Consider the following 12,860-nt stretch of genomic DNA (forward strand, 5'->3'; position numbering starts at 1 on the left):
GTTACTCTCCTATCCAAGACGCACGCGTGGATCTGAAATACTGATGATAATATCAGTAATCAAAATTGCAACCATCAGCATCACGGCATAAACAATTGTAGTCCCCATAATAACAGGGTAGTCTTTAGTTGGAATTGATGAGACAAATTGTTGACCAATTCCTGGGATTGAAAAGATTTGTTCTATCAAGGCTGACCCAGTCAAAATATTAGCCGCCATTGGACCAACAAGGGTCAAAACAGGAATCATTGAGTTACGGTAAGCATGCTTATTTGTAACTTGACGATTTGTTAAACCTTTGGCACGGGCTAATTGAATGTAATCAGAATTCAAAGTTTCAATCATTTCACTTCGGAAGAAACGCGTAACCTGTGCAAAAACGGGAATCGCTAAACCGAGTGTTGGTAGAATAGTTTGTGCAAATGTTCCCCAACCAGATAATGGTAAAAGACCCCATTTGAAACCAAAATAATCTAATAACAAAAGACCAATGATGAAAGCAGGTACAGAAATACCAAGTGTTGAAACAACACTTAAGAAAGCATCAATTTTATTATTTTTATTACGAGCTGAAACGGCCCCAACTAATAAGCCACCTGTGATACCGACTACTAAAGCCTGAATCCCTAAATGGACAGAAACGCCTAAACGTTGTGCAATCAATTTAGAAACAGATTGATTGATTGATTGGTAAGATGTTCCAAAATCACCATGTAGAATATCTACTAAGTATTTTAGATATTGAGCCCATAATGGTTTGTCTAAGCCATATTGCTTATTCATCATTGCAATCATTTCTTCGGTTAATTTTGGTGAGTTGTAAGGTGTCCCAGGCATAATCTGCATCAGGAAGAAAGATAAGGTTACAACAACCCAAAGTGTAGCAATTAAGATAGCTACACGTTTTAATAAGTATTTAGTCATATTGTTCCTCTAACAAAAGCAAGAACTGGTCCATAACCAATTCTTGCAATATTACATTACTAGTGCTTCAGGTGCTTATTTTTTGTAAGCGTAAGTGAAGTCAACATTCAAACCAGTTGAGTTACGGATTAAGCCTTTGATACTTGGATTTTGTAATCCTTCTCCACTACGGAAGTAAATTGGATTATAGTTAGCCGCTTCATAAAGTGCTTTTTCACCATCTTTATAATCATCAGCTGCTGCATTTGTATCAAGTGCATCAGTTGTTAAAGCTTTTTCGTAGGCTTTATCAAATGTTTCATTTGTAAATTTACCGTAGTTATAAGCTGAACCTGATTTCATCAAGCCATAGAAAGTAGAACCTTCTGGATAGTCACCACCCCAAAGTACAAGTGCAACTTCAAAGTTTTGATTTTTTGTATCTTCTAAACGTTGTTTGAAGGTTACAAATTTTTCTTCAACAGTTAATCCAGGAAGAGCTTTTTCCCAAGTTTCTTTAATATAGTCAATTGACGCTTTGGCAACAGGACTATCAGCATCCGCTGTTACTGTTACTTTAAGACTATCTTTACCTAGTTCTTTAAGACCTTCTTTAAAGAGTTCTCCGGCCTTCTTCTCATCATATGAGTAACCAGGAGCAACATGTTTTGTTAAATCTGTACCATCTTTAAGTTTTGCAAGTCCTGTTGGAGCAATAGCTGTCGCTGGTTTAGAACCAGTATCTACTGCTGCAGAAACAATACCTTTACGGTCAGTTGCAAGATTAAGAGCTTGACGAATCTTCGTATTTGATAAACCTTCTACTTTACCAGTTTGGTTATAAACCATATAAGCTGTAGTTGCTTCTAAAACTGGTGTAACATCTTTATTTTTCTTGTTAGCATTGTAAATCGCTGAAGTTCCTGAAATGTTTGCATAGTCAAGTTTACCTTGTTTGTACATTTGTACAGCAGTATCAGGTTTCTTAACTGTTTGAACGTTGATTGTTTTAGTTTTAACGTTTTTAGCATCCCAGTATTTAGTGTTTTTAACAAGTTTGAAAGTACCACTTGTACCATTCCAATCTTTAACTGTATAAGGCCCAGAGTAAACTTGTTTTTCTGAAGAAGTACCATAATCTTTACCAGCTTTTTTCACAAAATCTTCTTTTTGTGGAACAAAGTTAGCAAATGATAGAAGACTCTTGAATTGTGGAGCTGGTTCTGACAAAGTAAAGATTACTTTATTACCTTCAGCTTTAACACCTAGAGCAGTTAAATCTTTATTTTTACCAGTATTGATATCTTCAGCATTTTTCAAATGTGATTCAGTTGCAAGATAGGCATACTCAGAAGCAGTTGTTGGATCAACCATACGTTGCCAAGTATAGACGAAATCTTTTGCAGTTAATTCACTACCGTCTGACCATTTCAAACCATCACGTAAAGTTGCTGTATAAGTTAAGCCATCTTCTGATACGTCAACTTTTTCAGCTAAATCTGGTTGGAGTTTCCCCTTATCATCAACTCGTAGTAAGTTACTTCCTGAGTTACCAATAGCAAGTGATGAATACGTATCAGTATTTTTTGAAATGTCTAAAGTGATTATTTCAGTTGGTGTGTACCAATTGATTTCATTTTTATTATCATTAGAAGCAGTTGATTTATTTCCACATGCCATTAAAACTGCTGCAGAAGCTAAAGTCAACGTTCCAAGACCAACACGTTTCCAATTAGTGCTTTTTGAACTTGTCATTTGAGAGACCTCCTAGTCAAACATTCTTATTAAGTTTAATACATTAAATTATACCACAATTCAGAAAAAAGGGAACAAATTTATCTGAAAATTTTGATATTAAATTATTATGTACAATGTCTTGTAAAAATGCTGTCAAGTATGACTTTGCAAGTATTTTTGTTAATAAAAACTCAACAATTTTGAATATTTTCATTAAATATTCAAAAAGCCACACTCGAAAGTGCAGCTTTTCTAATCTTAGTAACTATGAATATAGTTATCAATTTCCCATTGTGAGACAAATGTCGCATAAGAAGCCCATTCAATTCTCTTAGCTTCAATAAAATTTGTAAAGATATGTTCACCAAGAGCACTTTTAACAACATCATCTGATTGAAGTGCTTTTAAAGCATTATGTAAAGTTGACGGTAAGTCAACAATACCAGCCGCTTCACGTTCTTCTGCCGTCATTGTATAGATATTAGCCTCAACTGGTGTTGGAGCATCAATTTTATTTTCAATACCATCAAGACCTGATTCCAATAGGACAGCTAATGCTAAATAAGGGTTAGCTGTTGGATCTACTGAACGTAATTCTAAACGAGTACCTTGTCCACGTGACGCTGGTACGCGAATAAGTGGAGAACGATTACTACCTGCCCAAGCAACATAAACCGGCGCTTCATAACCAGGTACAAGACGTTTATAAGAATTAACAGTCGGATTCATAATAGCAGTATAACTGTATGCATGTTTCATTAAACCACCTAAGAAATAATAGGCATCTTGAGACAATTGCATACCGTTCTTATCTTTTTCATCAAAGAAAGCGTTATTTCCCTCTTTATCAAATAATGACATATTACAATGCATACCTGAGCCATTAATGCCAAATTTAGGTTTTGCCATAAAAGTTGCATACAGACCATCTTTGCGTGCAATAGTTTTTACGACTAGTTTAAAGATTTGAATGTTATCACATGCTTTAAGAACATCATCATATTTAAAATCAATTTCATGTTGTCCAACAGCCACTTCATGGTGACTAGCTTCTACTTCAAAGCCCATTTTAGTTAATACATTGACAATTTCACGTCTTGTATTATCAGCCAAGTCAGTTGGTGCTAAGTCAAAATAACCACCTTGGTCATTTACTTCAAGAGTTGGATTCCCATTTTGATCCATTTTGAAAAGGAAAAATTCAGGTTCTGGTCCTAAGTTAAAAGACTTATATCCTACTTTTTCCATATGTTTCAAAGCACGTTTTAAATTGCCGCGAGGATCACCAGGGAATGGTTCACCTTCTGCAGTGTAAATATCACAAATTAAACCTGCGACAGCACCATTCTCATCTCCCCAAGGAAAAACAAGCCATGTATCTAAATCTGGGTAAAGATACATATCAGATTCATTAATACGCACAAACCCTTCAATTGAAGAACCATCAAACATTGCTTTATTTGATAAAACTTTATCTAATTGTTCATCTGTTGCAGGTATTTCTACATTTTTCATGATTCCCATAATGTCTGTAAACATTAAACGGAGAAAAGTAACATTTTTTTCTTTTACTTCACGTCTAATATCTGCTGCTGTGATTGTCATAAAATAGGTCTCCTTATTTTTTAAACCTTTTTCGTATATCAACTAAATACGAAAATTCCCCAAAGATTGCGAGGGAGTTGAAAATCCCCCTTGATTTAAAAGTTCATCATGAAGAATACGACGAACATCAGCATCTGTCAATGTGGCTTGTTTATGCATTGATTTTTCCAAACGGTCAGCATATTCTCTTTTAATAGCAGCAATATTTAAGCCATCATCCAAGAAATCCTTAATTTCAAGTAATCTGTCCATGTCATTTAATGAAAACATACGACGATTACCATCAGTTCGTTCCGGTTTAATCAATTCCTGATCTTCATAATAACGAATTTGTCTAGCAGATAAATCTGTCAATTTCATTACAGTCCCAATAGGAAAAACAGCCATTGAACGTCTGAGTTCTTTTTCTTTCATGAAAACTCCTTTCACCTGTCTATTATATGCTCAATAAAGAAAGAAGTCAAGAAGAAATGTTAGGTTTTCTAACATTGCTTCAATCGTTTTTCTTATTCAACTTGTTTTTTATTATATCAATATCTGTATTAATCAATATGGCAATGAATACACCACAGAAGGTTTCAAATATTCTCGCAAATACATAAGCTATTGTTTCACCCGATGAAATAGATAGGGTGATAATCAACAAAGCTGCGACGGCACCAATAATACCAGATTTATTATTAAAAGCGACATTAAACATAATTGTTAACATGGTTAAAATAGGTACAAAAATTAAGGTAATAATAAAATGATGATTAAAAGCTGCTTGTAATAAAAAGAATATTAAGGAAAAGAAGCCACCAATGCTATTTCCGAGGATTCTTGAGCTACCAAAAGATACCGTCTTATCAAAATCTTCTCTCAAACTAAACACAGCTGTCAGGGCACCAATTTGCAAACCTTGAAAGCCAAAAATATGGAATAACAATAAGACAAAAAAGACAGCTAAGCCAGTTTTAAACGTACGCATACCTAATTTTAATTTTTTAGGATCAAAGTAAAAATTCATAATTTCCTATCTTTCACATCAATATATTTCAGTTTAACATGTTGTGAATAGTTTGTCATGCTTTTACTGATGGTAGTTTATTTTCTAAGCTAAACTGTGTAAAATCACTAAAATATCTGAGTTTGATTCCACAATTTTGACAAGAAATCGCACTTTTCACCTTGTAAATATTTTTTCCTGAGATTCCTAACCAAGTCCTAGAATATAAGAAAAAGGCCACACATGCGGCCTTTTTCGGCTCTATAATTTCTGTAGTGGGTAAATCCACTGTAGAGATTATGGAGCCTTTTTGAGTATATACAAAAAGTCCCATATGACCTATAATGAAAAGTGCTCAAACTATCATTTTAGAAAGACTCATATGGAACAACTAAATCTTATCACAAATTTTCTCAGAATTAAAGACAAAAATATCACTATCACTGATGAATATGATATGGGAACTCACTTAGAACTCCACGGTCACTTGGACTACACAGCCCCTAAATGCCCAAAATGCAAGGGACAAATGGCTAAGTACGACTACCAGAAAACTTCTAAAATCCCCTACTTAGAAACTGCTGGCTACCCTTTACTTATCCGCCTTAGAAAGCGTCGTTTCAAGTGTAAAGATTGCGGAAAAATGGCGGTCGCTGAAACTCCTCTTGTCAAGAAGAACCACCAAATCTCTGTCGCTGTTAACCAGAAAATCGCACAATTACTCATCGAAAATCAAGCAATGAAACATATTGCACACAGGCTATCAATTTCAACATCGTCAGTTATGAGAAAGCTCAATGAGTTCAAGTTTGAAACGGATTGGAATACCCTACCTGAGGTGATGAGTTGGGACGAGTATGCCTTCAAGAAGGGGAAAATGAGCTTCATCGCTCAAGATTTCGACTCCCTAAATGTCATCGCCATTCTCGACGGAAGAACTCAAGCAACCATCCGAAACCACTTTCTTCGCTATCCTAGAAAGGTTAGAAATCGGGTCAAAGTGATTACCATGGATATGTTTAGTCCCTATTATCAACTTGCTAAACAACTTTTTCCGAATGCAAAAATTGTACTCGATCGCTTTCATATCGTGCAACACCTTAGTCGTGCTATGAACCGTGTCCGTATTCAAATTATGAATCAATTCGACAGAAAATCGCAGGAATACCGAGCCTTGAAACGTTACTGGAAATTGATACAACAAGATAGCCGTAAACTCAGCGATAAACGATTTTATCGTCCTATGTTTCGAATGCATTTGACTAACAAGGAAATCCTAGAAAAACTCCTGTCTTTCTCCGAGGAACTACGACAACACTATGTACTCTATCAGCTTCTCTTATTTCATTTCCAAGAGAAGAACTCAGACCATTTCTTTGACCTCATCGAACAGGAAATAGCCATCGTTAATCCTATTTTCCAGACGGTATTGAAGACATTTTTAAAGGATAAAGACAAGGTTGTAAACGCCATGGAATTGCCTTATTCCAACGCCAAACTGGAAGCTACCAATAATCTCATCAAAGTCATTAAGAGAAATGCCTTTGGTTTCAGGAACTTTGAAAACTTTAAAAAACGGATTTTGATTGCATTGAACATAAAGAAAGAGAGGACGAAGTTCGTCCTCTCTAGGTGTTAGCTTTTCATCTACCCACTACAGTTGACAAAGAGCCCCTTTTTCTAACACTTCAGTTTTGTTTCTTTTTATACAAAATCAGGATTTTGCAGAGACTTTCAACAGATGTATATTTATTTCTCTGTTAATGCAGATAACCCTGGTAACTCTTTACCTTCTAATAATTCCATAGATGCTCCACCACCTGTTGAGATCCATGAAAATTTTTCTGCACGGCCTAGGTTAATTGCTGCTGCTGCTGAATCACCACCACCGATGATAGATTTAACACCTGGTTGTTTAACAATGGCATCCATAACACCGATTGTTCCTGCTTGGAAGTCTGGGTTTTCAAATACACCCATTGGACCATTCCATACAACTGTTTTAGCACCTTCAAGGGCTTTTTCAAATTCAACAATTGATTTAGGACCGATATCCAAACCAAGGAAACCTTCTGAAATTGCTTCACCATCAGTATCGTGAACTTCAGTGTAATCAGCAAAAGCATTAGCTTCTTTAGAGTCAACTGGAAGGATTAATTTACCATTTGATTTTTCAAGTAGTTCTTTCGCAATATCGAGTTTATCTTCTTCTACAAGTGAGTTCCCAATTTCAATACCTTGAGCTTTGTAGAATGTGTATGTCATACCACCACCGATAAGGACTTTATCAGCTTTATCAAGTAAGTTTTCAATAACACCAATTTTATCTGAAACTTTTGAACCACCAAGAATAGCTATAAAAGGACGTTCTGGAGTTTCAACAGCTTCTTTAATGTATGCAATCTCATTTTCAAGTAAGAAACCAGCAACAGCTTTTTCTACATTAGCAGAGATACCAACGTTTGAAGAATGAGCACGGTGTGCTGTACCGAAAGCATCATTTACAAAAATACCATCTCCAAGTGATGCCCAATATTTCCCTAGTTCAGGATCATTTTTTGATTCTTTTTTGCCGTCAACATCTTCAAAACGTGTGTTTTCAACAAGTAAAACTTGTCCATCTTCAAGAGCTTCAATAGCTTTTTCAAGTTCTTCACCACGTGTTGAACCTGGGAAAATAACATCTTGACCAAGCTTTTCAGCTAAGTTCTTAGCTACCGGTGCAAGTGATTTGCCTTCTTTATCTGCTTCTTCTTTAACACGTCCAAGGTGAGAGAATAAAATTGCACGACCACCGTTTTCAACAATATATTTAATTGTTGGAAGTGCTGCAGAGATACGGTTATCATTTGTGATAACACCATCTTTTAAAGGAACATTAAAATCAACACGTACAAGGACTTTTTTTCCTTTTAAGTCGATGTCTTTTACAGTCATTTTAGCCATTTGGATAGACTCCTTAATATTTTTTTATACAGACTATTATATCATATTTATTTTCAATAATCTAAAATATGAAAACAATAAATTAATTATTTCACAATTTTTTCATAAAAAAAAGGAAGAGAAATCTCTTCCTTTCATGCTATATAACTAATTATTTAGCAATTTTTGCGAAGTACTCAAGTGTACGAACAAGTTGAGCAGTGTAAGACATTTCATTGTCATACCATGAAACAACTTTAACTAATTGATTTCCATCAACAGTTTGTACTTTAGTTTGAGTAGCATCGAATAATGAACCGAAAGACATACCAACGATATCAGATGATACGATTGGATCTTCAGTGTAACCATATGAATCATTAGCTGCAGCTTTCATTACTGAGTTAATTTCTTCTACTGAAGTTTCTTTATTAAGAACTGCTACTAATTCTGTTACTGAACCTGTTGGAACTGGTACACGTTGTGCAGCACCGTCAAGTTTACCATTTAATTCAGGGATAACAAGACCGATTGCTTTAGCAGCACCAGTTGAGTTAGGAACAATATTGTTAGCACCAGCACGGGCACGACGTAAGTCACCACCACGGTGAGGTCCATCAAGAAGCATTTGATCACCAGTGTAAGCGTGGATTGTAGTCATTAAACCTTGTTTTACGCCAAAGTTATCTTGTAAAGCTTTAGCCATTGGAGCTAAACAGTTTGTAGTACATGAAGCACCTGAAATAACTGTTTCAGTTCCATCAAGGATATCATGGTTAGTGTTAAATACAACTGTTTTCACGTCATCTCCACCAGGAGCAGTGATAACAACTTTTTTAGCACCATTTTCATGTAAATGTTTTTCAGCAGCTGCTTTTTTAGCAAAGAAACCAGTTGCTTCAAGAACGATTTCAACACCGTCAGTTGCCCAGTCAATTTGTTCTGGATCTTTTTCAGCAGAAACTTTAATGAATTTTCCGTTAACGTCAAATCCACCATCTTTAACTTCTACAGTACCGTCAAAACGACCTTGAGTTGTATCGTATTTTAACAAGTGTGCAAGCATATTTGGATCTGTAAGGTCGTTGATGCGAGTAACTTCAACACCTTCTACATTTTGAATACGACGGAAAGCAAGACGTCCGATACGGCCAAAACCGTTAATACCAACTTTAACTACCATTAGTGATTTCCTCCTTATGAAAATCAAAAGATTTATTATACAAGGGATACTCCCTTAACTATATTGTGAAAAGATTAACTTGAAGATATCCCCAGTAACCTTTCAACAGAACTATTATATAACTATTTCATAAAAATTGCAAATGATTAAGTCATTTTCAATAAGCATACAAAGCGGTCTAGCCCCATTTCGCTATAAATAATGTAAGCATTTCCACTGTTATACATCAAGCATTTTCACGCTTTCAAAATGCAAAAAAGACTAGGAAATAAATCCTGATCTTTTTCATATTAATGGTTATTCACCACGATTTTTTTTGATAATTTCTTCTTGAACTGATTTAGGAACATCTTCATAATGGTCAAATACCATCATAAATGTACCACGTCCTTGAGTTGCAGAACGAAGAATTGTTGCATAACCAAACATTTCAGCAAGTGGAACAAATGCACGAACAACTTGTACATTTCCGCGAGCTTCCATACCGTCAACACGTCCACGACGAGCTGTAACATGTCCCATAACATCTCCAAGATTATCTTCTGGAGCTGTAATAGTAACAAGCATCATTGGTTCAAGTATAGCTGGGCTAGCTGATTTAGCTGCTTCTTTAAGTGCAAGAGATGCTGCAATTTTAAAAGCAGTTTCTGATGAATCGACATCATGGTATGATCCATCATAAAGTTTAGCTTTAACGTCTACGATTGGGTATCCAGCAAGAACACCGTTAGACATTGATTCAACAAGACCTTTTTCAACAGCTGGGATAAATTCACGAGGGACAACACCACCAACGATAGCATTTTCAAACTCGAATCCTTTACCTTCTTCATTAGGTGTAAATTCAATCCAAACATCACCAAATTGTCCTTTACCACCTGATTGGCGTTTGAAGAAACCACGAGCGTTTGTAGCTGAACGGAATGTTTCACGGTATGATACTTGAGGAGCACCAACGTTTGCTTCAACTTTGAATTCACGACGCATACGGTCAACAAGGACATCAAGGTGAAGCTCACCCATACCAGCAATAACAGTTTCACCAGTTTCTACGTTTGTTTCAACGCGGAATGTTGGATCTTCTTCAGCAAGTTTTTGAAGGGCAACACCCATCTTGTCTTGATCTGCTTTAGATTTTGGTTCAACCATTAATTGGATAACTGGTTCTGGAACTTCAATAGATTCAAGAATAACTTTTGATTTTTCATCAGTTAATGAATCACCAGTAGTTGTATTTTTCAAACCAACTGCCGCAGCGATATCACCAGAGTAAACTACTTCAATTTCTTTACGAGTATTAGCATGCATTTGTAGAATACGTCCAATACGTTCACGTTTGCCTTTTGAAGTATTCATAACGTATGAACCACTTTGAAGAACACCTGAGTAGACACGGAAGAAAGTTAGACGACCTACAAATGGGTCAGTCATGATTTTAAACGCAAGCGCTGCGAATGGCTCTTCATCTGACGCAGGACGAGTTTCTTCTTCTTCAGTATCAGGATTGATACCTTTGATTGCAGGGATATCAAGTGGGCTTGGTAAGTAGTCGATAACTGCGTCAAGCATCATTTGAACACCTTTATTTTTAAAGGCTGATCCACACATAACTGGGAAGAATTCAACGTTAATTGTAGCAGTACGAATAGCTGCCATCAATTCTTCATTAGTGATTTCTTCACCTTCAAGGTATTTCATCATTAATTCTTCATCAGTTTCTGCAACTGCTTCAACTAATTTTTCGCGGTATTCTTGTGCTTGTTCTAAATAGTCAGCTGGAATATCTTCTTCAAGAATATCAGTACCAAGGTCATTAGAATAAACTTCAGCTTTCATTTTGATTAAGTCAATAATTCCCGTGAAGTCATCTTCTGCACCAATTGGTAATTGAATTGGATGTGCATTTGCTTGAAGTCTATCATGTAATGTACTTACTGAGTAAAGGAAGTCAGCACCGATCTTATCCATTTTGTTAGCAAAAACGATACGTGGAACTCCATATTCAGTAGCTTGACGCCAAACAGTTTCAGTTTGAGGTTCAACACCTGATTGAGCATCAAGAACTGTAACAGCTCCATCAAGTACACGAAGTGAACGTTGAACTTCAATTGTAAAGTCCACGTGTCCTGGTGTATCGATGATATTTACACGATGACCATCCCATTGTGCAGTTGTTGCTGCAGATGTGATTGTGATACCGCGTTCTTGTTCTTGTTCCATCCAGTCCATTTGAGAAGCACCTTCATGTGTTTCACCGATTTTATGAATTTTACCAGTGTAATAAAGGATACGCTCTGTAGTTGTTGTTTTACCAGCATCAACGTGAGCCATGATACCGATATTACGAGTTTTTTCAAGTGAAAATTCGCGAGCCATTAGGTTATTTCTCCTATATTTTTATTTGATATGAATATTATATCATTATTTATAAAAAACGGATAGGCAGGACCTACCCGTAATTACGACATTGTTTAGCGACATTTGATTTAAGCTAACTCAAATCTGAATGTCATAATCCTACCAACGGAAGTGAGCAAATGCACGGTTAGCTTCAGCCATTTTGTGAGTATCTTCACGTTTTTTAACTGATGCACCAGTGTTGTTTGCAGCATCCATGATTTCTTTAGCAAGACGATCTTTCATAGTATGTTCACCACGAGAACGTGATGCATTTACTAACCAACGTAATCCTAAAGTAGTACGACGTTCTGGACGAACTTCAACTGGGACTTGGTAGTTTGATCCACCAACACGACGTGCGCGTACTTCAAGTACAGGCATAATGTTGTCCATAGCTGTTTCAAACACTTCAAGAGCATCTGTTCCAGTAGATTCTTTGATTGCTTCAAAAGCATCATAGACGATAGTTGCAGCAGTACCACGTTTACCATCAAGCATAACACGGTTGATAAGACGTGTTACGATTTTTGAGTTATACAATGGATCTGGTAATACTTCGCGTTTAGGCGCTTGATTTTTACGACTCATTCTTTCTTATCCCCCTTCTATTATCCTTTAGGACGTTTAGCACCGTATTTAGAACGGCCTTGTTTACGATCAGCAACACCTGCAGTATCAAGTGCACCACGAACGATATGGTAACGTACCCCTGGAAGGTCTTTTACACGTCCACCACGGATAAGTACCACACTATGCTCTTGCAAGTTGTGACCAATACCTGGGATGTATGCAGTAACTTCAATAAGGTTGCTCAAACGTACACGAGCGAATTTACGAAGGGCAGAGTTAGGTTTTTTAGGTGTCATTGTTCCAACACGAGTTGCAACACCACGTTTTTGTGGTGCAGAAATTTTAGTGTGAACTTTTTTGTGGCTGTTGTAACCGATGTTTAAAGCTGGTGAATCTGATTTTTCAACTTTAGATTTACGAGGTTTACGTACCAACTGGTTAATTGTAGGCATCTACATTCTCCTGTATTTTTTTATTTTTGGTTGATATAGCGCTTGGTGACAGCCTATATCCGGGTGTACTTTTTGCAACAATTGTCAGCACGTCTCT

At 36.3% G+C, this 12,860-nt stretch carries 11 protein-coding genes; 1 reads left to right on the forward strand and 10 read right to left on the reverse strand.

Features of this window, described 5'->3' with window-relative positions; genetic code table 11:
* Positions 1-9: 9 nt before the first annotated feature.
* From MKY69_RS09180 to MKY69_RS09200, 5 genes are all read right to left on the reverse strand, one after another.
* Positions 10-924, reverse strand: coding sequence for an ABC transporter permease (locus tag MKY69_RS09180; RefSeq protein WP_004347295.1), 915 nt, complete (start codon positions 922-924; stop codon positions 10-12).
* Positions 925-999: 75 nt separating this feature from the next.
* Complete coding sequence (locus tag MKY69_RS09185; RefSeq protein WP_003107719.1) at positions 1,000-2,658, reverse strand: peptide ABC transporter substrate-binding protein; 1,659 nt, start codon at positions 2,656-2,658, stop codon at positions 1,000-1,002.
* A gap of 240 nt (positions 2,659-2,898) precedes the next feature.
* On the reverse strand, positions 2,899-4,245 hold the full coding sequence (glnA, locus tag MKY69_RS09190) for a type I glutamate--ammonia ligase (protein ID WP_003107721.1): 1,347 nt from the start codon (positions 4,243-4,245) through the stop codon (positions 2,899-2,901).
* Positions 4,246-4,287: 42 nt separating this feature from the next.
* Positions 4,288-4,659, reverse strand: a complete 372-nt coding sequence (locus tag MKY69_RS09195; protein ID WP_003103527.1) for a MerR family transcriptional regulator — start codon at positions 4,657-4,659, stop codon at positions 4,288-4,290.
* 79 nt (positions 4,660-4,738) lie between these two features.
* A complete protein-coding gene (locus MKY69_RS09200; RefSeq protein ID WP_340791615.1) occupies positions 4,739-5,254 on the reverse strand; it encodes an FUSC family protein in 516 nt (171 codons plus the stop codon).
* Positions 5,255-5,615: 361 nt separating this feature from the next.
* Between MKY69_RS09200 and MKY69_RS09205 the strand changes: the two genes are divergently transcribed.
* On the forward strand, positions 5,616-6,872 hold the full coding sequence (locus MKY69_RS09205) for an ISL3 family transposase (protein ID WP_017768237.1): 1,257 nt from the start codon (positions 5,616-5,618) through the stop codon (positions 6,870-6,872).
* Positions 6,873-6,982: 110 nt separating this feature from the next.
* Here MKY69_RS09205 and MKY69_RS09210 read toward each other — a convergent pair whose 3' ends face one another.
* From MKY69_RS09210 to rpsL, 5 genes are all read right to left on the reverse strand, one after another.
* On the reverse strand, positions 6,983-8,179 hold the full coding sequence (locus MKY69_RS09210; RefSeq protein WP_003103991.1) for a phosphoglycerate kinase: 1,197 nt from the start codon (positions 8,177-8,179) through the stop codon (positions 6,983-6,985).
* 151 nt (positions 8,180-8,330) lie between these two features.
* Complete coding sequence (gene gap, locus MKY69_RS09215; protein ID WP_003103042.1) at positions 8,331-9,341, reverse strand: type I glyceraldehyde-3-phosphate dehydrogenase; 1,011 nt, start codon at positions 9,339-9,341, stop codon at positions 8,331-8,333.
* A gap of 297 nt (positions 9,342-9,638) precedes the next feature.
* Positions 9,639-11,717, reverse strand: coding sequence for an elongation factor G (gene fusA / locus MKY69_RS09220; RefSeq protein ID WP_003107724.1), 2,079 nt, complete (start codon positions 11,715-11,717; stop codon positions 9,639-9,641).
* Positions 11,718-11,858: 141 nt separating this feature from the next.
* Positions 11,859-12,329 carry a 30S ribosomal protein S7 gene (rpsG, locus tag MKY69_RS09225; RefSeq protein ID WP_003102391.1) on the reverse strand — a complete coding sequence of 157 codons (471 nt, stop codon included), beginning with the start codon at positions 12,327-12,329 and terminating at the stop codon, positions 11,859-11,861.
* A 20-nt stretch (positions 12,330-12,349) separates the two neighbouring features.
* Positions 12,350-12,763 carry a 30S ribosomal protein S12 gene (gene rpsL, locus MKY69_RS09230; RefSeq protein WP_003103558.1) on the reverse strand — a complete coding sequence of 138 codons (414 nt, stop codon included), beginning with the start codon at positions 12,761-12,763 and terminating at the stop codon, positions 12,350-12,352.
* Between the last annotated feature and the right edge of the window lie 97 nt (positions 12,764-12,860).

Origin of the sequence: Streptococcus sp. FSL R7-0212, from assembly GCF_038007985.1 — a bacterium.
Lineage (GTDB): Bacteria > Bacillota > Bacilli > Lactobacillales > Streptococcaceae > Streptococcus > Streptococcus parauberis.

Bases quoted from the DNA above. Each gene is read 5' to 3' on its own strand.
- MKY69_RS09180 (WP_004347295.1), bottom strand. From the start codon at position 924: ATGACTAAATACTTATTAAAACGTGTAGCTATCTTAATTGCTACACTT.
- MKY69_RS09185 (WP_003107719.1), bottom strand. From the start codon at position 2,658: ATGACAAGTTCAAAAAGCACTAATTGGAAACGTGTTGGTCTTGGAACG.
- glnA (WP_003107721.1), bottom strand. From the start codon at position 4,245: ATGACAATCACAGCAGCAGATATTAGACGTGAAGTAAAAGAAAAAAAT.
- MKY69_RS09195 (WP_003103527.1), bottom strand. From the start codon at position 4,659: ATGAAAGAAAAAGAACTCAGACGTTCAATGGCTGTTTTTCCTATTGGG.
- MKY69_RS09200 (WP_340791615.1), bottom strand. From the start codon at position 5,254: ATGAATTTTTACTTTGATCCTAAAAAATTAAAATTAGGTATGCGTACG.
- MKY69_RS09205 (WP_017768237.1), top strand. From the start codon at position 5,616: ATGGAACAACTAAATCTTATCACAAATTTTCTCAGAATTAAAGACAAA.
- MKY69_RS09210 (WP_003103991.1), bottom strand. From the start codon at position 8,179: ATGGCTAAAATGACTGTAAAAGACATCGACTTAAAAGGAAAAAAAGTC.
- gap (WP_003103042.1), bottom strand. From the start codon at position 9,341: ATGGTAGTTAAAGTTGGTATTAACGGTTTTGGCCGTATCGGACGTCTT.
- fusA (WP_003107724.1), bottom strand. From the start codon at position 11,717: ATGGCTCGCGAATTTTCACTTGAAAAAACTCGTAATATCGGTATCATG.
- rpsG (WP_003102391.1), bottom strand. From the start codon at position 12,329: ATGAGTCGTAAAAATCAAGCGCCTAAACGCGAAGTATTACCAGATCCA.
- rpsL (WP_003103558.1), bottom strand. From the start codon at position 12,763: ATGCCTACAATTAACCAGTTGGTACGTAAACCTCGTAAATCTAAAGTT.